This is a genomic window from Streptomyces sp. NPDC052101 (assembly GCF_040680235.1).
Classification (GTDB): Bacteria; Actinomycetota; Actinomycetes; order Streptomycetales; family Streptomycetaceae; genus Streptomyces.
Genome location: NZ_JBFAWH010000014.1, coordinates 24,864 through 49,078 on the forward strand (window position 1 = coordinate 24,864; position 24,215 = coordinate 49,078).

Consider the following 24,215-nt stretch of genomic DNA (forward strand, 5'->3'; position numbering starts at 1 on the left):
GGGGGAGGACGGATGGCGTTCCGGGCCGTGCACGCCGAGTGGGGAACCGTGTTCGCGCACCTGCCCGACCTGGGGTGCGGGCAGTCGTGGGAGGCGGTGTGGAAGGTCCGGCCGCCTGCGCCGATCACCTGTGCGGAGTGCCTGCACCCGATGCACGCGAAGATATCCGAGCGGGGCCTGCGGTTCTTCGCCCACGCCCCGCACGCCCCGGACTGCGAGATCGCCCGTCAGGGCGAGTCCGAGGCTCACCACCTCCTCAAGCTCGAACTCGCCAGCGCTGCCAGGGAAGCCGGGGCGCACGCCGAGCTGGAGGTGAGGGCACCGGACGGCTCCTGGCGGGCGGACGTGGTGGCCAGCGACCCGACGGGGACGTGGCGGATGGCGCTGGAGGCCCAGCTCTCCCCGATCACCGCCGCGGACATCACCGAGCGCACCGAACGGATGGACGCGCACGGCGTGACCTGCTGCTGGTTCAGCGACCGTCCCCGCCCGCACTGGCTCGGCGCCGTTCCCTCCGTGCGGCTGGTGACCACGGACGACGGCGTCGCGGTCGCCGAGGGCCTGGTGAAGTTCGCCGGGTGTGGGTGGAATGCTGTGCCGCAGGTGCCCGTCGCAGACTTCCTGCGCTGGGTGTTCACGTGCCAGATCGGCCCTCACGTCCCGCGGGTGCGGCTGCGCTATCCGCAGCGCCAGCTCACCCAGGTCTGGACGGCGCCGCAGTACATCGCGGCGGAGGACGAGTACCTGTGGCGGGAGGAGCAGCGGCAGCGCGAGGCGGCCGAGCAGCGGGCGCGGTTCAAGGAGAAGGCGTCGCGCAGACGGGCCGACATCGACCGGAAGAACGCCGCCTCCCGCCGGGCCGCGCTGGAGCGGGCCACCACCGCCGAGGCCGACGCGCGCCGGGCGAACCTCGGGCCCGCCGGGGCCCAGTGGCGCAACAAGCTCATGCGCCGACCGGGCGTGGAGCAGGCGGTGGAGCATCTGGCGCGCGAGCACCACATCGCCGCCACAGTCGGGATGAGCACCGACGAAGGGCGGTGGGGCGGCGGGACCGCACTGATCGGCCCGGACGATACCCCGGTCGCCGTCCTGTCCCCGGTGTCCGGGCTAGTGAGAGGGGAGGCGTTCCGCCTGCTGGCGGGGATGCTGCTGCTGTTCGAGACGGCCGCCGAGCAGCAGCGTTTCGACCGCAACACCCGCCGCCGGAAGGTCCCCATCGACGGCTGGCGCATGGAGCACATCCAGGCCGCTCCGCTGGACACAGCCGCGGCACCTGCGCCCCGGACGGTCTTTCCCCGTCCCAGGCGCACAGACGGCCCGTGCGGCTGCGCGGAACCGGAACTTACCGCGATCATCCTGGGCCGCCCCCATCCGGCCGAGCCCGCCGAGCAGATGACCCCCGCCAGCGCCGTTTACACCGCCTCGTGCCGCGCCTGCGGCGGCTCGTACGACAAGCCGTGGCGCCGCAGCACGGTCTGACCGTGGACCCGGCAGGGCTGACGAATACAAGGTACGGATGGTGCGACGCGGTCGGTCCGAATCGACGATCGCACCTTGCAAGGACTTCTGTCTCATCAGCGCGGCCGGTTCCTCTGAGGGCGCCTTGGGGGCACAGGGGCAACCCCTGTCCGGGCCAGAGGTGCCCCGGGCTCCACCTGCGGGGCCATCCTTGTACATCCCCGGGATGAGCACCGCCCTGGGTTACATCCGGGGGCTGACGACCGGGCCAGGCCGCGCCGCCTAACGTCCTTGTCATGATCAGCGAAGAGAGCAGCGGTACGGGCACAGGGGCCGGGGTGGTCGCCATGCGGGAGCAGGTGGTCGTCCGGGTCAGCGGGTTACGCAAGGAGTACGGCGACACCGTCGCCCTGAACGCGGTGTCGCTGGAGATCGGGGCCGGGGAGGTGGTGACGGTGATGGGTCCGTCCGGCTGTGGCAAGTCCACCCTGCTCAACATGATCGCCGGGCTGAACCGGCCGAGCGCCGGCCAGGTACGTGTCCACGGCGATGACCTGGTCGCGATGAATGAGACCGGGCTGGCGCTCTTCCGGCGCCGCCGGGTCGGCATGATCTTCCAGTTCTTCAATCTCATCGACGACCTGCCCGCGATCGACAACGTCGCCCTGGCCACCCAGCTCACCGGGACACCGGCCCGTCAGGCTAGGCGCCGGGCCCTGGAATTGCTGGACGAACTCGGCATCGCTGACCGCAAGAACGTCTACCCGGCCGTACTGGGCGGCGGCGAGCGCCAGCGGGTGGCGGTGGCCCGCGCGCTGATGAACCGCCCCGCCCTGCTGCTGGCCGACGAGCCGACCGGAGCCCTGGACAGTCACGCGGGGGAGCAGGTGATGGACCTGCTCATCGACCTCAACCAGTCAGGCCAGACACTGTTGTTGGTGACGCATGACGAGCGGCTGGCCACCCGGTGCGCCAGCCGGCTGGTGACGATGGCGGACGGCCGGATCACCGGCGAGCGAACCCTGGAGCGGACGGCATGAGCACGGTGTGGCGCGCCTCGATCGCGGCCGTGCGCCGCCGTCGGCTGCAGACCTCGGTGATCGGGGTGGTGGTGCTGGTCTCCAGCATGGCTCTGGTGGTCGCGCTTGGGCTGCTGGACGTCGTGTCCCGACCCTTCGACCAACTCTTCGGCCGGATGCACGGCGCACACGTCATCGCCACCTTCGACGCGACGAAGGTCTCCGGCGCGCAGCTCGCCCGGACCGCGCACCGTCCCGGCGTACGGGCCTCGGCCGGACCATTTCCGGAAGCCGTGATCGAGATGCCGGAGAATGCGGCGTCCGAGATGCCCGGGATGGCGCCGGGCCCCCTGACGGTCGTGGGGCGTGCGGACCCCGGTGGCCCGGTCGACCGGCTGGACTTGTTCGCCGGGCACTGGGCCACCGGACCCGGCCAGATCGTGCTGTCACTGCCGGACGCGCCCGGGATGGGCAGCGGGCCGCACTCGCCGCTCGGCAAGCGGATCCGACTGCCCGGGCAGCAGCCGCTGAGCGTGGTGGGCCTCGCGTCCAGCATGAGCGGGACCGCGCAGGCATGGGTCTCCCCGCGGCAGATCACGGCCCTGCACCCCACGACGTACCAGATGCTGTACCGGTTCGACCGCGCCACGACACCCCGTCAGGTCAACGAGGACACCGCGGCGGTCAGCGCCGGCCTGCCGTCCGGATCGATGGTCGCCCACCAGTCGTACCTGACCTTGAAGGCGCAGGTCGCAGCCAATCCCAACACCTTCGTGCCGTTCCTCATGGCCTTCGGGATCCTCGGCCTGCTGGTGGCGGTCCTGATCGTGGGCAACGTGGTGAGCGGTGCCGTGGTCTCCGGCTTCCGGCACATCGGCGTGCTCAAGTCCCTGGGATTCACGCCCAATCAGGTCGTCGCCGTCTGCCTGCTGATGGTCTGCGTCCCCGCCACGGCGGGCGCGGCGGTCGGCACAGCTCTCGGCGGGGTGGTGGCACGGCCGCTGCTGCACCAGGTCTTCCAGGGCGCACAGCTCGGCACCGCGAACGTAGAGCCGACGATCGGCGCCTGGGCGTACGCGACCGCCGCACTCGGCATGCCCGTGACGGTGCTGCTGGCCGCACTGATCCCAGCTCTGCGCGCCCACCGGCTCTCCGCGGCACGCGCCATCAGCGCGGGCAGCGCACCGCACGCCGGACGGGGACCGGCCGTACAGCGGTGGCTGACCGGCGTCCGGCTCCCGCGCGCGGTGACCCTGGGCCTGGGCCTGCCCTTCGCCCGGCCCGGACGGGCGCTGCTCACCGTCGCCTCGGTCCTGCTCGGCGTGGCGACGGTGACCTTCGCGACCGGTCTGTCGGCCACCATGGTCTCCTATGGCCACGCGGAACAGGACTTCGGCAAGGCACAGTCGACCGTCTGGCGAGGCCAGACAAGGTTCGATCAGACCGCCCCGCACCACGACGACGCCGCGACACAGAATCTCCTGCGCGGTCTGCCGCATGTCGCGGACGTGGCCGCAGTGGGCTTCACCAACGTACGGATCCTCGGTCGGAGCGAAGGAGTGGCGATCGAGGGCGTACGCGGGGGACGGTCTACTCTCCCGGACGACCTGTCGCGGGGGCGCTGGATGCGCAGGCCCGGCGAAGTGGTGGCCTCCGGCAGATTCCTCGCCAAGCAGGGGCTGCGGCTCGGTGACTCCTTCACCCTGACCGTGGCGGGCGGCCGGCGGGAGCGCGTGACCCTGGTCGGGGAGATCCTGGCCGGCCCGGAGGACTGGATGCGCGCGGACTGGGCGACGGCGACCGCCCTGACACCGGACGCGCAGGCCAACCAGTACTGGGTGTGGCTCACCCACGCAGCCGACTTCAACGCCTATGCGAAGGCGGTACAAGCCGCCGACCCGGGGCTCTACCCGACAAGGAACACCATGCTGAACGCGGACGCCGTGACCGTCATCAGCTCCGCATCTGCGCTGACCCTGATGCTGACGCTGGTCGCCGCGATGGGCGTGTTCAACACCGTTGTGCTCAGTGCCCGGGAGCGCCAGCGCGACCTCGGGATGCTCAAGTCGATCGGCATGACGCCACGCCAGGTCACGGTGATGATGGTGGTGTCCATGGCCGGACTCGGCCTGCTCGGCGGGATCCTGGGACTGCCGCTCGGAGTCGCGGCGTACCATGTGGTGATCCCGATAACCGAGCACGCAGCCCAACTCACGTTCCCGGCACGGATGCTGGATGTCTGGCACCCCGGGTCGATGACACTGCTGGTACTGGCCGGGGTGGCGATCGCCGCACTGGGCGCGGTGATCCCGGCACGCGCGGCGGCACGGCAGACCATCGCCCGGGTATTGCGCACGGAGTGAGTGAGGGCCGGTAACTGAGGGAGCGGTGGCCTTCACGACGTCTCACCTCACCTCACCGGTGACACGGAACAGCCGAAGTCACTGCCCATAGGCGGCGGCACTTACGTCTGCCGGTGCGGAGGGCCGCTTCAGCATGTCCCGGATGGTGGTGGCCGAGACGTCGAGCCGGGTCGATTTCCATCAGCAGGTACTTGTCCCCGGCCGCGTCGGCCGCACCTTTCTATAGGGCCCCTCCGTGCGCGCGGCGATGTCCCGGTTGCGTTTCGCGCTCAGCCGGAACAGCGGGCGCCGCCCCTCCAACTCGACCAGGGTCCGGAACGCGTAGCCCGGCCCGGCTACGACACCACATCCGGATCGAACCGCGCGATCACCCGCGCCCGAGCCCGGGTCCGTTCGATCACCAGCGTGCGCGTCGGCCGGGACCGGTCGTTGTGCTCGACCATCACCTCTAGCGCGGCCTCCACCCAGCGATTACCGGGTTTGTGTCACGCTCGTTCCCTAAGCTGCCTCTTCGCAGGGAGCCCAGCTTCGCCGTGCCGCCGAAAGTCAGCGGCCCACTGCTTCAGCGTGCGAACGGAAACTCCATAGTTCCTCGGCCTTGGCCGGGCTGACCCTCGCGAGCGAGCTGCGACTTGCCAGAGCGGTATCCCGTGAGAACGACACGTACGTGAGCCGGATCCGACGTGGACCTGAGGCTTGCAGGTCACAGCCATGGCTCGTTTGAGTAGAGCCGAAATCGTCAAGTGACGTTGGGCGCTTGAGTGGTGTGCCTTTCGGTGAAGTCCAGGAGTAGTGCGGCGGTCCGCTGCGGTTCCTCCAGAATGGGCGTGTGTCCGGCACCGGGTAGCAACTCGACCTTCGCGTCCGGTACTACGCGGTAGGCGGCTGCGGACGAGGGGCGCCATCTGCGGTCTTGGTCGCCGAAGATCACCTGTAGTGGCTTGCCGAGGGCCGTCAGCCGACTTGGGAGTGCGTGCTGCTTCAGATAGGCGGTGGATGCCTGCATCGCCGCAGTGACCGCGTGGTACTTCATACTGCGCAGCTCGTCGACGAGTTCTTGTGGGACTTGGTAACCCGTGCGGAATCCGGTGCTCGCAAACTGGCGAATCTGCTCGTCGGTCGGTGGCCACTGGGTGGGGTCGATCGTGGTGGGCTCGGGCGCGATGAAGGCGTCCAGACTGGGGCCGGTGTTGATGAGTACGAGCGCGGTCACCAGGTCGGGTCGTTGCTCGGCGAGAGCGGTGGCGGCATAGCCGCCGCTGGAATGGCCGACGGCCGTAACGTGCTTGACGCAGAGTCGGTCCAGTGCCGTGCCGAGCCTGCGTGCTTGCTTGGAGGTTTCGTAGCCGCCGTCGACCGGTTCGGCAGAACGGCCGTGCCCTGGCAGGTCGATCCGGATGACGTGATGGGACGTGGTCAGCAGTGGAACCAGCGCATCCCACGAACGGCTCGAGGCGGCGGATCCGTGGACGAGCAGGAGAGCGTGGGCGTCGCGAGGGCCGTCCTGGCAGACGTAGATGTCGCCGTCTTCCAGGCGGAGGATCGAATCCTCGGTGGTGCCGGCGTCGCCGTTCACATGCGGGTTCCTGTCGGGAGGAGTCATGGGCCCACTGTCGCTTCCGGTGCGCGCCTACGGCTTGGACGAATGTTCCTTCTTCGGCCCGCGTAGCATTCGACGATGGCGTCCACCACGAGTGAACGTGACGATCCTGCTGTGTGGGACGTCGCGCGTCCGCAGCGGCCCAGCCGGGTGGCTGGTCTCGACATGGCTGGGTTCCGGGTCCCGGGCCCGCTCATCGGCGGCCTGCGGGTGGTTCCGCACCCGGCCGTGATGCTGGTCCTGGAGTTCGGGGCGAGCGCGTCCGCCGTGGACGACGGCGCTGGGCGGCGGCATAGGGGAAGTCTCGTCGCCGGGCCCGGATTCGGCTCGGGAGGCGGGGTTCGAGCGTGGGGTGAACAGATCGAGTGTGTGCAGGTGCGCCTGTCGCCAGTGATCGCAGGCGCGCTGTTGGGCGCCTGTCCGGCCGATCTAGCCGGTGCCATGGTGTCCCTCGACGACCTGTGGGGCCGGGAGGCGTCACGGATTCGCGAGCAACTGAGCGAGATCCGCTCGTGGCAGGACCGCTTCGTGTTCATGGACGCGCTGCTCGCCCGCCGATGTGAGGCGCGGTCGCCGATGGACCCGGCGGTGGCCTGGGCCTGGAACAGGATCGTGGCCAGCAGGGGCCTCGTCCGGGTCGACCACCTGGCGGCCGAACTCGGCTGGAGCCGCAAGCGTCTGTGGTCCCGGTTCCACTCGCACATCGGCATGCCGCCGAAACGTGCCGCGAAGCTGGTCCGCTTCGACCATGCGGTGCACCGCATGGTCGGGGGTGAAGGCGCGGCCCGAGTCGCGGCGGACGCCGGCTACTGCGATCAGTCCCATCTGCATCGGGACATCATGGCGTTCACCGGCTCAACGCCGGCGACCGTGGTGGGTGAGCCATTTCTGACGGTGGACAACCGCGCATGGCCGACCGTGAACACACCCGACCAAGACCTTCGTTTCCAGGGATCTACGCTCGATCACCAGCCGCGCGACCCTGCAGCGCGGGACTTCAGCGGTGTGCCGCCGTCCCCGACCTCCGCCAGGGTCGACGGCTGAAGCCGCTCCAGCAGCATCACGAACCGCTCGTCGTCACGCTCATGCAGGTGGACGGCGCCGCACCCACCCACGCAACAGACGCATCCGGCTCATGGACGTTGCCGGGATGCGGCGGGCCAAGCCGGAGTACGTCCTGGTGTGGTGGACGGCACCATCGCCGAGTGCGACCGGGCCGGCGACGGCGAGTACGACTACTCCGGCAAGCCAGGCGGCACGGAGCGAACATCCAGGCGGTCACCGGACCGGCTGGCGAGCTGATCTGCTACTCGCCGACACTCATTGAGGCCACTCTTGGCGGTCAGGGGGCGAGCGCGCAACCCCCGCCATCTCGCAGAGTTCGCCGCTGCCGTCAGCGACCGGACGTGATGCCGCCCATCACCGCGCGACCTGCCCAGAAGGCTACGCCGACGCCAGCGAGGGCCCCGTACGAACTGGAGGCCGCCGGTTGTCGGAGTCTCCCTGCTCGTTCCGGTCGGGGCCGGATCGCTCTTGGAGGCAGCCCAGGAGGTCCTTTGCGGTCGGACCCTCCGCGTCCTCCGGAGGGCTGTCGTGGACCAGCGTCAAATGTGCCGCCGAAAGGCCATCACACACATCCTCGCGACCGCGTCCCTGTTTTGTCCTGCTAGGCAGCCGGAGCACTGACAGACGTGCGGCTTCAACCTCTCCTTGCCCTCCAGGAGTTCTGCATATCGGCTGCCAGCGCATGAATCGTTCAGTGTCTGAAGCTGTAGTGGAACAGACGGGCGCGGGCGTCGTCCTCCGTCAGGCCGAGCGCCTTTGCGACCGTCTCCCACGACAGCTCGTCGGCCTGTACGTCGGAGGCTGCCCGGCGGCCGACGTTCTCGGCGATGCGTTCCAGGGCTGCCACCACCTTCAAGGCGGCCAGCGGAGCTTGGTCGGCCAGTGAGTTCAGCCTCTCGTCCAGTCGGCCCACCAGATCCGTGACGTCCTCGGGCAGCGGCACGGATCGCGCCTCGACCTCGGCGATGTGCTGCGCCCAGTCTTCGTACGGGCCGGAGGTGTCGTACTCGTACGGATGGAAACCGTCGACCTGGGACCAGTCGATGGGGTAACGGGACGTGCCGCGCCAACCACACGAACACGAACCGCGCAGGTCGACAAGATCACCGGGCCGCTGACCGGCGGTGGGGGCGGCCCCGATGTGCCGTCCGGCCACGGTCTGGACACGGCTGCTCCTGAAGGCGCTGCTGGAGGGACACGAGTAACCATGAGGTGAGCGCTGGCCAATTCTGTCTTGGCCCAGCTGCCCGTTCGGGCAAGATCCACTCGTTCGGGTGGTCGGTGGTGCCCGAGCGGGCATTGTCTCCAACTCCTGGGAGATCATCGGCACTTCAGGAGGCTGGCGCCATGGGCTGGCGGCCATCACGCTGTGCCCGCGGATCCGCCGTGGACAGGGTGGGGCGACGGCGCCGTAGGCCGTGAGTGAGTCCGAGGAAGGCAGGCGTCCGTCATGCGTTCGGTGGTAGCGGCATCCCCGCTGGTTCGTGTCAGTCCTCATCTGGCCGCAGCGCGCGGGCACACCAAGGACTGGGCGCGCGGCATGGGGATGCTGGAGAGCGGGGGCGTGTGGAGTGAGGCGTCCTTCGACGCGGCGGACTATGCACTGCTGGCCGCCGCGTGCTACCCGGACGCGGCTGCGGACCGGCTTCCGCTGGTCGCGGACTGGTACGTGTGGCTGTTCTACCTCGATGACCACTTCGATGAGGCGTATATGCGCCGCGGTGACGTGGTGGGAGCCAGGGCCTTTCTGAGGCGGTTGTCCGCGGTGCTGGCTGGTGGGCACGCGTCCGTCCTGGCGTCGGACGATCCTGCGGAACGGGCGTTGGCTGACTTGTGGTCGCGTACGGCGCCTTTGGGGGCGGCCGGTGACTGGCGGCGGCGGTTCAGGGAAAGTAATCAAGGCGTTCTCGACGAGCATGAGCGTGAGCTGGTGTTCTATGGGCGCCGTCAGGCGCCTGATCCCATCAGCTATCTCGACATGCGTCGTCAGGGGCGCGGTGGTCCATGGGCGGCCGAGCTGGTGGAGCTGGCCCTCGCGGCACAGCTTCCGGTGGTGATCTGCGGCAGTGGGCCGGTGCGGGCGCTGGAGGATGCCTTCGGTGATGTGGTGCGTCTGGACAACGACCTCAGCTCCTACCGGCGGGAGGTGGAGGAGGGGGAGGTCAACAACCAGGTGCTCGCGGTGCAGCGCTTCCTCGGGTGCGGGCCCGAGCAGGCGCAGACGGTCGTCCGGGACCTGCTGGACGCCCGGATGCACCGGTTCGAGGAGATCGTCGCCACCGAGCTGCCGGTGCTCTTCGTGGATCAGGCCCTTGGGCCGTCCGCTCAGGCGGGCGTACTGCGCTATGTGCAGGGACTGCGGGACTTCATTGCCGGCAGTCAGTGGTGGAACGGGCACTCCGGTCGCAATGCCCCGCCTGAACGGGCGGACTCACACTCGCAGTTGACCGTTCTCGGTGGTCCCGACGGGCGCGGCACGTCGCATGTCCGGTCGCAGCTGGAGCGCTCTGCCGAACAGCTGGGTGAGTGCAGCGGTGGCGCCGCTGCAGGGCCGTCTGCGGATGCGTCCACCGTGACCACTGTGGTGGACGATGCCCGGCGCACCGTGGGCTTGGCCACGGCAGCACACCGTGCGTTGACGTGGGCGCGGGGCGTGGGCATGACCGACCCGCTGTTCGCCGTGTGGGAAGAGCGGGATCTGTCCGGCCTCGACCTGACGGTGCTGAGCCCGCTGCTGTCCCCAGCCAGGGAACAGCGGCACCTTGGCGCGCAGGAGGTCGAACTCCTCGCAGCCTGGTATGTGTGGTCACGGTTCGCCGATGACTTCTTCTCGACCCGCTACCTGCACAGCCGCGACGTGGTCGGGGCGACCGCGTTCCTCTCCCGCCTGCCGCAGTTCATGCCCCCGGACGGCACCGGGCCGGATCTGAAGCCGGCGAACCCGATGGAACGCGGGCTTGCCGAACTGTGGTCGCGCAGCCGGTCCGTCACCGCCGACGAATGGCACCACGGCGTCCATACCTCCTTGCTCGCCCTGGCAGGGGACCTGCGCGGCCAGCTCACGGACATGGTCGACAGCCGGGCGGCGTTGGGGGCCGAATCCACCGAAGCACTCCACCGGGCATGGTCCACGTCCCTCCTTGGCCGGCTCTCCGGCTTGTGCACCTCGCCCCGCCTCCAGCAGCTGCGAGCCGGCCTGTCCGGCACACCACAGACGGCAACCGATGACATCGGCGACCTGCCCATCCGGGAACGCACCGCCCGTCTCGCCGCACGGGTGGCCCAGTCCTTCGACGACCGAGGAGCCTTCCGAGAAGCCTGCGACAGCCGGGTCACCGAGTCCACGATGATGCTGGCGCTGCTGCGCCGCGAAGACCGCCTCCCCGCCGTCCGGCACGCTCTCGAACGGTTCCTCGCCGAACGCCGCCGTGACCCCCTGCTCAATCCGGTGGAACGCCACTTGGCCGACATCAGCCTCGGCACCACCGAGGGACGAGATGGTGCCGAAGAACTGCTGGGCGACTTCGACCACTTCACCGCAGGCCGCAAGCAGCTGGCACTCAGGACGTACCTGGCCGTGCTCGGCGCCGCCCCCTACCCGGATGTGGATGTCACCGCGATCGACTACCACGGCCACGCCACCTGGGTAGAGCTGGCCCTGTGCGCCATGAAGATCCTCAACGCTCATGGGCAGGGCCGGCCCGACCTGGCCCGCGACGAGGACCGCGAATTCCTTCTGGCCCGCCTCGGCGAAGGACGCAGGGACATCTGGGAAGCGAACATCTCCGCGCACCTGATGGCTCTCCTGGCAGTCCACGAGTTCGCGCCGGGCAGCCAGCCGGTCCGCGACGGCATCGCCGCCATCCTGGCGGCGCGCAACCCGGACGGCGGCCTGCCCTTCATCCCCGACTACACCGTCTTCTTCGGCGCCCTGGCCGGGCTTGCGCTGGCCACGGTGGACGCCGAACCCCTGCTGCTGCACCGCATCGGCGACTACCTCGCCGAGCAGCAGGCCGACAACGGAAGCTGGCCCTTCACCGAGCGGGTACGAGAGACAGACGTGGAAGGGGCTGGGGCCGTCATCGAAGTCCTGCGGGCCGTGGACCCCCACCGCTACCAGGCGCCCCTGGCCCGCGCAGCCGACTACCTCCTGGCCATGGCGAACAGCGACGGCGGTTTCCCCACCTACCGGCAGGGGCACTCCTCGGAAGTCGTCATGACCGCCAACACCGTCAACGCCCTCGCCCCCGAATGGGACAGGCACGGCCGCGTCCTGGAGTCCGCCGTCGCCTTCCTTCTCGACGCGCAGAAACCGGACGGCACCTACGAGCGCAGCTGGAGCCTGAGCGAGGCCCACGCCATCCGGCGCGTCCTGCACGCCCTGCACCGGGTCCCCGAGCAGGCCCGGCCGTGCTTCGCGGACGGCATCGCCCAGGCGTACGCGCGTGCCGGCGCCTACCTGGAGCGGACCCAGAACGCCGACGGCGGCTGGGGCCAACGTCCGGGCGACGACAGCGATCCGATCAGCACCGCACACACGCTCAGTGCCGCCGCCGTCCTGGGCACTCCCAACTGGAGCGGCGGGGGACTGCACTACCTGCTGCGCCAGCAGCGACCGGACGGGGGCTTCACCTCCATCCCCGACCAGGTCGCCCCCCGCCCCATCCCGTACAACTTCCCCGGCATGGCCGACCTGTACGTCCTCACAGCGCTCGGCGACCTCAGGCGACTGGGACGGCTGCCCGACCGCGCCCCCGCCGCCCCCCGGCTTACGCCGGCCGCCCGACCCGCTCCCACGGCATGGGGCACCGACGGTGACTTCGGCGGCATCGGTATGAGCGCGCTGCGTCCGTTGCGCCTCACGGGCGGCGGTCGCACCCCGGCGCTCCGCGCATAGGAAGGGCAGATCCTGGATGGCCTGGTACGACTACATCATCGTGGGCGGGGGATCGGCCGGCTGCGTCCTCGCGGCCCGGCTGAGCGAGGATCCCAGCGTCAACGTCGTTCTCATCGAAGCAGGAAGGCCGGACGACGCCAAGGAGATCCACGTCCCCGCCGCCTATGCCCGCCTGTTCCAAAGCGCCTATGACTGGAACCTGTGGAGCGAACCCGAACCCGGCCTCGGCGGCCGCCGGCTGCCGCTGACCCGGGGACTGGTACTGGGCGGATGCAGCTCCCAGAACGGCATGATCTACATCCGCGGCAATCACCATGACTACGACAGCTACGCCGCCCATGGAGCCGAGGGATGGTCCTACGAGGACGTCCTGCCCTATTTTCGCCGTTCGGAGGACAACGAGCGCGGCAAGGACGCCTACCACGGGACGGGCGGTCCGCTCGCCGTCTCCGACGGCCGGTCGCGGCACCCGCTGGCAGACGCGTTCCTCGACGCCTGCACACAGGCCGGACACCCTCGCAACCCCGACTTCAACGGCCCCTGCCAGGACGGGGTCGGCCGCTACCAGCTCACACAACGTGACGGACGCCGCTGCAGCACCAGCGCCTTTCTGCGTCCGGCACGGGCCCGGCCCAACCTGACCGTGCTCACCGGGGCGCTCGTCCTGCACGTCATCATCGAGCGAGGCCGGGCGACGGGCGTACGGATCAAGCGCGGCGGCGAGGAACTCACCGTCACCGCCGCGCAGGAGGTCGTCCTGTGCGCCGGAACCTACAACTCGCCTCAGCTCCTGCTGCTCTCCGGCATCGGCCCGGCGACCGAGCTGGCGGCCCACGGCATCAACACCCATCAGGACCTGCCGGTCGGCCACGGACTGCAAGACCATCTCGCGGTACCACTGGTGTGGCGCACGCACGAGAAGACGCTGCACTCACAGTCCACCCCGCACGCCCTGCAGACGGCCTTGAACGAAGGCCGGGGGCCCATGACCTCCAACGGCAGCGAATCCGGCGGCTTCTTCCGGAGCACCGCGGACCAGCCGGCCCCGGACATCCAGCTCTACCTGTCCCACGCAATGTTCCACCAGGAAGGGCTCGGCGAGGTCGACACGGACGCCTACACCATCCTCGCCTCGTCCATCAGCCCGGCAAGCCGAGGCCGCGTGACGCTGCGCTCAGCGGCCCCCGACCACAAGCCGCGCATCGTGAACAACTACCTCAGCACCACGGAGGAAAAGACGACCGCCGTGGAGAGCGTACGGCTCGCCCTCGACATCGCCGGCCGGCTCGCTCTGCGCTCCCGGGGAGGCCGCCCCTACCTCGTGCCCGAATCCGGCACCGACAGTGCCATCGAGGACTTCATCCGACGCACCGGATGCAGCACCTACCACCCCACATCGACCTGCGCCATCGGCAGCGTTGTCGACCCGCAGCTGCGCGTTCTCGGCATCGACGGCCTGCGGGTGGCAGACGCCTCGGTCCTGCCCAGCGTCCCCCGCGGAAACACCAATGCCGCAGCCATCATGATCGCCGAGAAGGCCGCAGACCTGATCACCGGCCACGGCCTGCCGAGCGCCGCAGCTTCCCCCCAGACGCATCCCGCCGCGCTGTCCGCGCAGCCCCGCCCTCAGCTCACCGGCCTCGCCGACACACAGGCCCGCGTCGAACCCGCGGAACTCGACGCCGTGTGGGAAGCCCTGGCCAGTGTCCGCCCCGAGCAGATCCTCGGAACCTGGCGCGGCACTCCGCTCAATACCGGCCACTCCGCACAACGCCGCCTGCGGGACATGCGCTGGTACGGCAAGCGGTTCAATTCCCCCGACGACGTTCAGCCGCTGATCTGCCGCGACCAGCAGGGACGCCTGTACTCCAACACCGAGGCATCGGGAGAAGAGGGAAGGCTGCGCATGCTTCCCTTCCGCAACGACATCACCGCCGCGCTGCTCTACGACGGCAGACCCGTCGTCGACTACTTCAAAGCAGCTGACCCCGACACCCTCATGGGCATCATGACTGGCGGCGACGAACCCTCCGACAAGGGCCAGGCTTTCTACTTCATCCTCCGGCGCAGCTGACAAGGACGATCCCGACGTCCCCGGCCGTCGCCGCGCTCACCCCCGACCATGGCTGGTCAGCAGCTGCCAGGGTGTGTCCGTTGCGGCGGCCGCGCGTTACGTCTGCTCCAGCGCCGGGGAACCACACCCTGGTCCGTCCAGCTTGCGGCAGGGTGATGCGGTCGACCAGTCCCTCCTCGCGCAGCCTGCCCAGCCGCCACGGGGCCGCTCGATGCGCACCTCAGGGGCGATAACCTCGTCGGCGGGCTGCGGCGGCGGGTCAGGCGGCCGAGGTAATCGCTTGGGTGACAGCAGAGATTGCCGGGGCCGGTCGGCCGGGGAGCCGCGCGATGAGTATCCGGCGGACCTCGGTGGGTACTCCGTCCACGCGTAGCAGGCTCACGCCGTGCGGCAACAGCGTCGACATGCGGGAGGGGACAGTTGTCACGCCGAAACCGCCGGCGACCAGCTGCAGTTTCGTCAGCCAGTCGCTCGTGGTGTGGATGATCCGTGGCCGCCCAGGCAGGCCGGGCCAGACGCCGAGCTGAGGTTCGGCACTCGATGACGGGGTGGCGATCCAAGGAGCGTCCACGAGTTCGTCGACGTGCACCGCGGTGCGACCGGAGAACACGCCGGTCGTCGGCGCCGCTACGAGCAGTTCGCTGTCCTCGATCGTTTCGATGTGCAGCCGGGGGACTCGCCGTCCGACGGCCGGTGCGGTGGGCGGGACGAAAGCACGGCGATATCGATCGAGCCCGCCCGCAGGGACCGGATCAGGCCGGGCGTGGCGCCCTCGCGCGTCGTGACCGTGATGTGTGGGCTGGCCGCCGCGAGCCGTGTGAGTACACCGGGCAGGCTCACTGCCCCGGCGCTGGGGAACATTCCCAACCGCACAAGTTCCGTCTGAGAAACGGCGCCCGTGATCTCGTGCTCGGCCGCCGCGACGGAGTCCAGGATTGCGCGGGCGTGCCGCAGCAGGGTCAGGCCGGCGGGAGTGAGCTGGACCCCGTCGAAGCGGCGCTCGAACAGCACAGCGCCCGCACTGCGTTCGAGGGCCGCCGCCTGGCGCGAGACCGCCGACTGGGTGTAGCCGAGCTGGGAGGCCGCCGCGGTGAAGCTCCCCGACTCGGCGACCTGCCGCAGAACCCGCAGAGCCGTACTCGATAGGTCCATGCGCACTACGCATACCACCTATGCCAGATCCTCGCTTGGCGCATGCCCACTGTGCTCCTAGCCTCAAGACGGACGATCAAGGAGGTCAGCAGATGCGAGCTGCAGTCCTGACAAGGTTCGGCGCCCCACTCACCGTGCAGGAGATACCCGATCCCGAAGCAGGCGGCGGCGAGGTGCTGGTACAGGTCCTGGCGACCTGCGTCCTGCCGTACGCGGAGGAGGTCTTCAGCGGCTGGCGGAACTACCCGCTCGAACCCCTCGTGGTCCCAGGTCCTGGTGGCGTGGGACGGATCGTCAGCGCCGGACCGGACGCCACCCGGCTGCGCGTCGGCGACCTGGTGTGGTGCGACTGCACGGTCCGCTCTCGCGACGACGCACTGACTCCCGACGTCATGCTGCAGGGCTGGAGTTCCCGCGGTGACGGCGGCGCCAGGCTCGCCCGGCACCTGCACGAGGGGTCCTTCGCCGAACTCCTGCGCCTTCCCACGGAGAACGTCTACCCACTGCCCACGGAAGCGGAGGACGATCCGGCGCGCTGGTCCTCGCTCGGCGTGTACGCCATCCCCTACGGAGGACTACAGGCCGGCGGACTCCAAGCCGGTGAAACGCTGCTCGTCAGCGGGGCCACCGGCAACCTCGGCAGCGCCGCGGTCGCCGTGGCACTCGCCATGGGGGCAGGCCGCGTGATCGCGCCGGGCCGCAACCGCGTGGCGCTCGACCTCCTCGCCGACCGGTTCGGACCGCGCGTGCGCACGGTAGAACTGACCGGAGACGAAGCCACCGACCGCACGGCGATGTCTGCGGCCGCCGTGGGCCCGATCGACATGGTGATCGACCTGCTCCCGCCCGCCGCGCCCAGCTCGGCGACGCGGGCGGCGGCCATGACCGTCCGCGGGTACGGCCGCGTCGTCCTCATGGGCTGAGTCGGCATGCTCGGCGGGGCAGACCTCGCCATTCCCTACCCGTGGCTCATGCGCAACTCGGTCACCCTGCGCGGGCAGTGGATGTACCCCCGCTCGGCGAACGTCGGCATGATCCGACTCATCGCATCCCACGCGCTCGATATCGCCCCCGAACAGGTCCGGACCTTCCCCCTCGACGCCGTCAACGACGCCATCAAGTACGCCGCCGCGCATGGGGGGCCGTTCGACCGCACCGTCCTCACTCCACCCGCCGGCACGGCGATGCTGCCGTAGCCCCTCAGGCGAAGGGCCCCGGTGGCAAGATGTCGCAGCGTGGCCAAAATGCGGGTCCACGTCCTTGCCACGGTGAACGGCCTGTGCATGCCGAGTGGCCTGACGGTGCAACGCGAAGACCCCCGCGGCGGGTATCCCGACACCGTGGGGGTCTTCTGCCGTTCGGTCAGAACCTGCGCGAGGTCACCCAGGTCGCCTGACTGGACGGGTTGTTCAGGTCGAACGTGGTCCCGGACAGGCGCCCGTCCGCGCCCCGAACCCCGGTGTAGCGGCCGACGGCCCTGTTCGACCAGCTGATGGTGAAGTAGATGTTCTGGCCGTCCACGGCGCCGTTCAGGAGGGTGCCGACGATGTCGCCCTGGACGGCGGAGCCGTAGAGGTTCCCGTTGCTGTCCTGCGTCAGGTTGACCGTCAAGAAGGCGTTGCTCTGGTAGATGTCCCAGATCCCGCCGGCGTAGAACCCGGCGGACCGCATGGAGATGGTCCTCGAAGCGGTGACGGTCGTCGCGCTCGCGGGGACGGCGACGCCGACCCCGACGACGGAGAGGAGGACTGCGACGGCCGTCGCGGTGAGGAGCCTGGGCCTGCGGCGTGAAGCGGACATGAGCCCTCCAGCGGGGGTCGGATTGGAATTGAGCAGCGGTGCCGCGGCGACCGCCGGTGAACCCGTGAAGCTGCTGCCGACCCCGAGCGCGGTGGTCGCCAGAAGCCGAACCAGTCGATTCGCAGCTCTCATGCTTCCTCCTTCTAGCCATTGCGCGGTTGCGCTGGGCCATGTCTAGCTGGCAGGGGTTGTCCGGCGCCGGGACGTGGACGCCGGACATCAACAGCTGGACAATTGCCACGGCTAGCGGCCGACTCGCGGAAACTGCGCGAAGCGGCGGGATGTCCGCCCCGCCGTCCACCGAAGGGAGAAGGCGGTCTGGCTGATCGACGTCGGCGACATGGGCCGTCCGGCGAAAGTGACGCAGCTAGTGGCGTCCGGCTCCTGGCTGTACGCACTGGCCTTCTCCCGCCGGGCGGCCGCCGACGCAGCGGACGGCAAGGCCCTGCTGTGGGATGTGAGCGGTCCAACCGCGGGATACGGTCGCCCTTCTGAGGGCGGCCGCTGCCGGATACTTGGCCGGGTCCTGGGGCGCTGCCGGGGTTGGGGTCGGGCGGACCGCTCGCTTGGGATACGGCTGGTCACTGCCCCGGCTCGCGGTACTGGATACTCGATCTGTCAGATGATCGGCTCGCAGTTCGGCGGTTGCCGTGCCGCGTCAACCTCAGAAGGCAGATCCCAGCGTGTTCCAGGAAACCCCGATCTTCAACCGCCTTGTCGCAGAGCGCGGTGATGTGCCGGCCCAGGCGCGTGGTGAAGCCGACCGCGTGCGCCACGAACTGGCACGGGTCTTGCCCTCCGCTCCCTGGCCTGCCGCACGCCCGCTGCGTCAGCAGCCTCAACTGCCCGGCGGCAACGTCTCTCCCGCTGCCCTGTGAGGCTCCCCGACGGGCGCGGCTGTCGTCGACGTCGGATGGGGTGCCGGGCGGGTGGTGGCGGAGCTGGCCGAGCTGTGCCGGTGTGACAGTGCCCAGTCAGCGCGGTCGTCGAACGCCACCGCCCGGGGCGTCTGGTGCCCGGGGGTGATGTCGGCATGACCAGGCACAGCTCTCAGCGGGCTCGGCCTCAGCTGGCCTGGCTACATCGGCTCTGACTCAAGGGGGCCGAGCAGGTCGCTGCTGCTCGCCTGTGGATCGGCGTTGGTGTTGTACTCAAGGGTCGCTTCGATCATCTCATCGATGGTCAGGAAGCCGTCTTTGTCCACGTCAAGCCTGGCGAACGCCTTCTCGGCATCGGTTGCCGAGACGCCGAAAGCCCGGAAGAAGCCCCGGTATTCGTCCATGCTCACCTTGCCGTCTCCGTCGCGGTCCATCGCCTCGAAAAGGCGCCTTCTCAGCTCCTCCCGTTTCCGGGTGTGTGAGGCGTCGGCACCGGTCCGGGCCGCTTCGAGCTTGTCGGTGATGAACTCATCGAGGGAGATACGTTGGTCGCCGTCGGCGTCCATGCGTGAGGCCAGACCCTCCCACACCTCCTGGAAGACGGCGGTGACAGCAGCCGCGTGCTGTGAACCCGCGTCCGACAGGCTGTCGTTGATTCTTTCCGCCACGGTCTCGAAGTCACGGCGCTCGATATAGCCATTGCCGTCGGCGTCGTAAGCCTCGAAAAGTTTAGCCATCTTCTCGCGGAGAATCCCCTCGGGCATTTTCTTCCCTTTCTGTGATTCGCATGCCCTGAAATTCTCCGTCGTTAAATCCTCCCTGTACTGCGTAGCGCGCCGCAACATAACGGGAGATGCCCCGTTCGGGCTTACCCGCCTGGGGTGCTGGACGCCCCGGAGGCGGGACTTCGTTGACGGCTCAGACGTGTCCCGCCGCCGCGCGGCAGCGAGTGTCCGGTGCGCACGGCGTAGTGCGGAGAGGGCACGGGGATCGTGGACGCCGGCCAGACTCGCGCCTTCCCCCGCGGCGGGGCGCTCGGCTCGTTCGTGGCCAAGGCCGACGACCCAGGCGTTGGGGCGGCCGACGAGGGCCTCCTCCTGGTCCGGCTGCCAGCGCGGGGCTTCGGCGCGGCCGCCGCGACGGGCACGTTCGAGGAAGTCCCGGTGGAGGATGACGAGTCCGTCGGGCGGAATGGGGGAGGGGCTGCCGGTGACGGTGTACCACTCTTCGGCTTGAACCAGCCGCTTCGGAGCCTGCTCGCTGCTGTCGCCTTTCATGATCTACGAGTGTGCCGATGTCGATCACTCCCAGCTGATCGCCGTCGGCCTGGACCGACATCAAGTACGTGTACGGGCTGAGTATCACGGCACGTGAGAAGAACACGCTCGTCAAGATGCCCGATACCTGCGACTGACGCGCGAGTACTGGGCTCCCGGCGCTGCGACCGTGTGGGGTGCAGCGTCGCGGGCCGGCCGTCAGGTGGCGTTCAAGAGGCGAGCAGGGGTCCGAACGTCTGCTGGCCGATGTGCTCGGCGTCGGGCTGGTCGACTATGCGGCCGGGTACGTCCGGGTGTCGGCGCGTCCAGGCGCGGGCGTTGGCTGCGTCGGTGAAGAAGTTCAGTGCGTCGCAGCAGGCGGTGGCCGCAGGGCCGCCTTCGGGGCGGTGTCCGAGGAAGACCACCGCGCTCGCCGGTTCCCACCGAAAAGTGCCGGTGGTCGACGTGATGGTGATGGGGTCGCCGCTCACGGGGTCGGTGGAGGAGATCACCGCGTCCTGGCCGAGCATGGCTGGGATGCCCAGGGCGTCGATGGCACACATCGACCACACCTCCACTCCGCTCTCGAGGAGGACCCTGTGGCGGGTGGGGATTGCGGAGAAGGGGTAAGCGGCACGAATGTTCCCCGCCTCGTCCAGGGTGAGGAAGTCCTCGGCGGCCAGTTCGGCAAGCACGTCGGTTGCGCTCCGCCCGGCTCCCGCCGCCACCGCCTGGAGCATCTGTGTATCGGGCGTGACCCCCGTGGCGGCGAAGTGGCGCAGGATCCGTTGACGCACCGCGCGCAGACCGCGCTCGGCGGGGGCGCAGCGCCCGCGGCCGGCCCGGCCGACGACATCCAGGGGATCCGGCTGCGGGGTGCAGCAGTCCGCTGCCTCCGCGCTGCGAGTCGGTGCGGTCGCCCCGGCGAGGGCCTGGCGCAGTGCGTTCTCGTCCGGCATGCCGGACACGGTGCCGTCGGCGTTCCGGTACAGGCGGCACGACAGGCTCGGCATCGCTCCGGACGGCGAGAACGGGTCGGTGCCGTCGATCAGGATCGTCGGCGACCCGTACATACCCAGGCGAGCAGCTCCTGTCTCATCGGCCACCTCGATCAGCTCGATCTCGGCTTCTCGCCCGTCCAGCGCGGTGGTCACCCGCTCCAGCACGGGCCGCGCGTTCGGGCAGTCCGTCACCGCCAGCACCGTGATCCGCATACGTCCTGTCCTCCCGGGCCGTCGTCCGGCTTCTCCACCCGACGCTAGACCTTCCAGCGCACTGGAAGGTCAAGGGCTAGCCTGTAGGTATGCGCATCGGTGACCTCGCCGTCCGCACCGGGCTGACGGCCAAGACCATCCGCTTCTACGAGGACAGCGGCCTGCTGCCCGCGCCACCGCGCACGCCGGGCGGCTACCGGGACTACCCCGATCACACGGTGACCCGGCTAGCGTTCGTCCGCGACGCCCAGCGCGCCGGTCTCACCCTCGCCGAGATCCGTTCGATCCTCGTCCTGCGCGACGACGGTCACGCCCCCTGCAGCCACGTCACCGGCCTCATCCACGAGCACCTGGAGGACATCGAGCGGCGCATGGCCGAACTCGCCACCACCCGCGACGCGCTCCGGGCCCTGGCGGACCGCGCCGCAACCACCGACCCCGCTGCCTGCACCACGGACGACATCTGCACGATCCTCAACTCCCCACGGCCGTAGGCGCAGGTCGTCGGCGAACACCTGCCGGAAGAGCGTCGAATCCCTGCTGGAAGTCGGTGCCCTCAACGACCCACCTTGCCACCGGACTCGGTATTCGAGTCTGCCAGTCCGGCCATCGCGTCGCGTTCGCGACCGCCGTCCGGCGGGCTACCTGCCTCCCCAGAGTCCATCAAGTAGGCCGCCGCGGTGATGAGTTGACACGGCGCGGACGAATCCCCCCAAAGGGTGTTACACAAGGCTCTGCCCAGGCAGGTCAGAGCCCGTGAACCGGGTGGTCTGCTCATGGCGCGAGGGCCAGGTTGTGCATGTGGGCAACGGCCTGGGCCGCGCGATGGAGGCCGTCGCCGCGCTGGCGGCAGTCGCGGCGCCCTGCGCCGCAGGCCACGCAGGAGGTCAAGGTCCTGGCTTGCGGCGGCCCGCCAAAGCGAGCACGCCGCTGTCACGCTGTCGTGATCACCGAGCGGGCGATCCGTGATCGCGGAGTGGAACAAGGCGCCGTAGTCACCGGCGATGAGGCACCTTCACGTGCTTCGGCCCGGGGCGCCCGTCGTGTCCCGGGCCGCAGTCGTACAGCACCTCCGAGTGGTCGCCGGAGCCGTAGGCCGCCGGGGGCACGACCGTGCAGTGGCCGACGGTCCAGCGAATGATCACGGCGGTGGGCGTGACCGCGTGGCGCAGGCTCCTGGTCGCCTCGGCGCGCTTCAGGACGACGTAGCGCAGCCGGCCGGTGTCGATCAGCTCGCGGAAGCCACCGGCCGTCGGATATGGGACCCGGCCGGTGAAGCCGCCCACGGGCAGCACGGGCGCGTTGGCGGAGATGATGTAGGGCGCGGCCTCCCACCAGCCGGGCACTGCGGCCAGGTACTCGGCGCCGCCCTGGTGCGCGGTCAGGTAGGCCAGCAGGCGTTCCCGGCTCGGGCCGAGCTTCGCGAGCGGGTTGCCCACCCGGTGGTTGGTCGGGCCCACTCGGCCCAGCGAGCCGGGCTGGTTGTAGCGCAGGGACAGCGCCGACGCCGACCAGGCGGCCGGGATCAGCAGGACCGCGGCGATGCCGACGGCCAGGCCGGCCGTGACGAGGCGCGGCCGTCGGCGGATGCAGGACAGCACCAGGGCGACCAGGCCGAGGGCGGCGGCGGTGGGCACGGACCAGGGGAAGAAGTGCGGGTACCACAGCGTCAGGGTCACGCACCAGGCGAGGTTCACGGCAATCACACCGGGCAGCACCCAGGCCCGTCGGCCGCCCTTGCGGCACGCCCGCCAGGCCCGCACGGCCCCGGCGCCGCCCATCGCGGCCAGCGCTACGGCGACGACACCCATGTAGTAGGTGTGCCCGGTCACTTTGCCGAAGCTGAACACCAGGAAGAACGTGGCCAGCCATGACCCCCACAGCACATAGCCCGCCAGCACCCGGTCAGTGCGGGACGCACGCCGCCGCCACAGCGCCCATGCGCCGCCCGCGACCCCGAGCGCGGCCAGCGGGTACAGCCATCCGGTCTGTGTGGCGATCCCGGGGCTGAACATCTTCCAGACGCTGTCGCCCATGCCGGGCCCGGTGCCGGCCGTCCGCAGGCTCTCGTTGGGGGCGACGCTGCCGGCGGCGGCCGCGTCGAGGCCGTGGAAGCGGGTCAGGAAGTTGTAGCCGACGACCAGACCGTACGCCGAGTTGTCCGTGGTGCCGTCGAGGTAGGGGCGGTCAGACGCCGGGGTCAGCGTGGCCACCACCATCCACGACACCGACACGGCGAACGCCGCCGCGCTGGCCAGCGCGACGTGCACGAGCCGACGGCGCAGGGCCGTGGGCGCGGCGACGAGGTAGGTGACGGCAAGCGCGGGCAGCACCGCCCAGGCCTCCAGCATCTTGCACTGGAATGCCACGCCCACCCACACGCCCGCGAGCAGCAGACAGCGTCCCCGGCCCCGCTCGGTCGCCCGCTGGGTGGCCACGGCGGCCAGAAGCAGCAGCAGGACGAACGGCGAGTCCTCCGTGACGGACCGCCCAAGGCCAACGAACACGGGAGTGAGGGTCAGAAACCCCGCCGCCAGCAGACCGGCCGGCACGCCCACCCAGCGGCGTACCAGACCATGGAGCAGGACCACGCAGGCCATGCCTTCGATCGCCTGCGGCAGCACCAGCGCCCATGGGTGGAAGCCGAAGACCAGCGCCGAGAGGGCCTGCGGCCACAGGTAGCCGGGCAGCTTGTCGATCGTGATCGTGTTGCCCGGGTCGAAGGATCCGTAGAAGAAGGCGACCGGATTGTCGGTCATGCTGCGCACGCCGGCCGCGTAGAACCCATGGAACGAGCTGTGGTCCAGGCCCCACAGGGTGAGCACGGCGGCGACCGCTACTATGCCCAGCAGCACCGGGAACTCGTACGTCGGCCGCGTCTTACCCGTGCGGGGTGCGGGCGGCGCCGACCCGCCGCCGCGGGGACGGGGCAACACGGCGGAGATAGCGCGCGCCGACGTCGGCTCGGTGCCGCGCTCTCGGGTCGGCTCGCTGTGGGGGGTGAGCATGAACGGCCTTTCAGGACTCCCGAAGACTCAATCCGGATGCGGTGGGCAATCCGGATCTTGAGGAGTATCCGTCGGTCGACATGCACGGAATCTGAACGGAGACTTAACCGCGTATAGGTCTCACCGCCCTCTCACCCGAATGGGAAGAGTGGGGCATACAGGTAAGAGGTGGATCTGGGTGTCGGCGGTCGGGCCGCTCCGCGTCAGCCGTCACAGGATTCGGGGCGTCGGCCGCTTGTACCGACCGCCGAGCCGGAGTCTTAGCTTGCCTTGGCTTGACCGCAGCTGGATCCAGCGGCCGAAGTCCCTGGCCTCCGCCCGGCTCGCCCGGCCCCAAGCAACGCCCACTGCGTGCAGGAACCGTCACCACCGGAGCACATCCATCCCACCGTCGACGGGGCTTTCCCTGCCGCCAGCAACTCCTGGAAGTA

Annotated in this window: 14 protein-coding genes and 4 pseudogenes; 9 read left to right on the plus strand and 9 right to left on the minus strand. The window is 69.7% G+C overall.

Annotated elements, in window-relative coordinates:
• The first annotated feature begins 12 nt into the window (after positions 1-12).
• The 3 genes from AB0L75_RS24335 to AB0L75_RS24345 all read left to right on the plus strand — a co-directional run bounded on the left by AB0L75_RS24335 (position 13) and on the right by AB0L75_RS24345 (position 4,840).
• Positions 13-1,479: a competence protein CoiA family protein gene (locus AB0L75_RS24335; protein WP_365184337.1), complete on the plus strand. Its 1,467-nt coding sequence runs from the start codon at positions 13-15 to the stop codon at positions 1,477-1,479.
• Between the two features lie 326 nt (positions 1,480-1,805).
• On the plus strand, positions 1,806-2,498 hold the full coding sequence (locus AB0L75_RS24340) for an ABC transporter ATP-binding protein (protein ID WP_365184842.1): 693 nt from the start codon (positions 1,806-1,808) through the stop codon (positions 2,496-2,498).
• A complete protein-coding gene (locus AB0L75_RS24345) occupies positions 2,495-4,840 on the plus strand; it encodes an FtsX-like permease family protein (protein WP_365184340.1) in 2,346 nt (781 codons plus the stop codon). Before AB0L75_RS24340 ends, AB0L75_RS24345 begins: the two co-directional genes overlap by 4 nt.
• A 739-nt stretch (positions 4,841-5,579) precedes the next feature.
• On the opposite strand, the gene AB0L75_RS24350 is transcribed toward AB0L75_RS24345, so the two are convergent.
• Positions 5,580-6,443 (minus strand): alpha/beta hydrolase, encoded by an 864-nt coding sequence (locus tag AB0L75_RS24350; protein WP_365184343.1) that lies wholly within the window; start codon positions 6,441-6,443, stop codon positions 5,580-5,582.
• 162 nt (positions 6,444-6,605) lie between these two features.
• On the opposite strand from AB0L75_RS24350, the gene AB0L75_RS24355 reads away from it, so the two are divergent.
• The gene (locus AB0L75_RS24355; protein WP_365184844.1) at positions 6,606-7,484 is read left to right on the plus strand and encodes a helix-turn-helix domain-containing protein; all 879 of its coding nucleotides are present in this window, start codon (positions 6,606-6,608) and stop codon (positions 7,482-7,484) included.
• Here the strand turns inward: AB0L75_RS24355 and AB0L75_RS24360 are convergent.
• Positions 7,451-7,614 (minus strand): annotated as a pseudogene (locus AB0L75_RS24360) (kinase); the annotation flags it as partial. The gene AB0L75_RS24355 and the pseudogene AB0L75_RS24360 sit on opposite strands and share 34 nt — an antisense overlap.
• Before the next feature lie 582 nt (positions 7,615-8,196).
• A complete protein-coding gene (locus AB0L75_RS24365) occupies positions 8,197-8,661 on the minus strand; it encodes a hypothetical protein (RefSeq protein ID WP_365184345.1) in 465 nt (154 codons plus the stop codon).
• Positions 8,662-8,955: 294 nt separating this feature from the next.
• Between AB0L75_RS24365 and AB0L75_RS24370 the strand changes: the two genes are divergently transcribed.
• Entirely contained in the window at positions 8,956-12,402 is a 3,447-nt protein-coding gene (locus tag AB0L75_RS24370; protein WP_365184348.1) for a prenyltransferase/squalene oxidase repeat-containing protein, read from the plus strand.
• 16 nt (positions 12,403-12,418) lie between these two features.
• Positions 12,419-14,476 (plus strand): GMC family oxidoreductase N-terminal domain-containing protein, encoded by a 2,058-nt coding sequence (locus AB0L75_RS24375; RefSeq protein ID WP_365184350.1) that lies wholly within the window; start codon positions 12,419-12,421, stop codon positions 14,474-14,476.
• 259 nt (positions 14,477-14,735) lie between these two features.
• On the opposite strand, the pseudogene AB0L75_RS24380 reads toward AB0L75_RS24375, so the two are convergent.
• A pseudogene (locus tag AB0L75_RS24380) lies at positions 14,736-15,628 on the minus strand (LysR family transcriptional regulator).
• A gap of 92 nt (positions 15,629-15,720) precedes the next feature.
• Here AB0L75_RS24380 and AB0L75_RS24385 point away from each other — a divergent pair.
• Positions 15,721-16,824, plus strand: a pseudogene (locus tag AB0L75_RS24385) (zinc-binding dehydrogenase).
• 166 nt (positions 16,825-16,990) lie between these two features.
• Here AB0L75_RS24385 and AB0L75_RS24390 read toward each other — a convergent pair.
• Positions 16,991-17,428, minus strand: coding sequence for a hypothetical protein (locus tag AB0L75_RS24390; protein ID WP_365184353.1), 438 nt, complete (start codon positions 17,426-17,428; stop codon positions 16,991-16,993).
• Between the two features lie 683 nt (positions 17,429-18,111).
• Here AB0L75_RS24390 and AB0L75_RS24395 point away from each other — a divergent pair.
• Positions 18,112-18,306: a hypothetical protein gene (locus tag AB0L75_RS24395; RefSeq protein WP_365184355.1), complete on the plus strand. Its 195-nt coding sequence runs from the start codon at positions 18,112-18,114 to the stop codon at positions 18,304-18,306.
• Between the two features lie 200 nt (positions 18,307-18,506).
• Here AB0L75_RS24395 and AB0L75_RS24400 read toward each other — a convergent pair whose 3' ends face one another.
• The gene (locus AB0L75_RS24400; RefSeq protein WP_365184358.1) at positions 18,507-19,583 is read right to left on the minus strand and encodes an EF-hand domain-containing protein; all 1,077 of its coding nucleotides are present in this window, start codon (positions 19,581-19,583) and stop codon (positions 18,507-18,509) included.
• 209 nt (positions 19,584-19,792) lie between these two features.
• Positions 19,793-20,776: an alkylmercury lyase family protein gene (locus AB0L75_RS24405; protein WP_365184361.1), complete on the minus strand. Its 984-nt coding sequence runs from the start codon at positions 20,774-20,776 to the stop codon at positions 19,793-19,795.
• Positions 20,777-20,865: 89 nt separating this feature from the next.
• Between AB0L75_RS24405 and AB0L75_RS24410 the strand changes: the two genes are divergently transcribed.
• Positions 20,866-21,270: a heavy metal-responsive transcriptional regulator gene (locus AB0L75_RS24410; RefSeq protein WP_365184364.1), complete on the plus strand. Its 405-nt coding sequence runs from the start codon at positions 20,866-20,868 to the stop codon at positions 21,268-21,270.
• 280 nt (positions 21,271-21,550) lie between these two features.
• Here AB0L75_RS24410 and AB0L75_RS24415 read toward each other — a convergent pair.
• Positions 21,551-21,634, minus strand: a pseudogene (locus tag AB0L75_RS24415) (IS5/IS1182 family transposase); the annotation flags it as partial.
• Between the two features lie 137 nt (positions 21,635-21,771).
• Complete coding sequence (locus AB0L75_RS24420; RefSeq protein WP_365184367.1) at positions 21,772-23,784, minus strand: glycosyltransferase family 39 protein; 2,013 nt, start codon at positions 23,782-23,784, stop codon at positions 21,772-21,774.
• Positions 23,785-24,215: the final 431 nt, after the last annotated feature.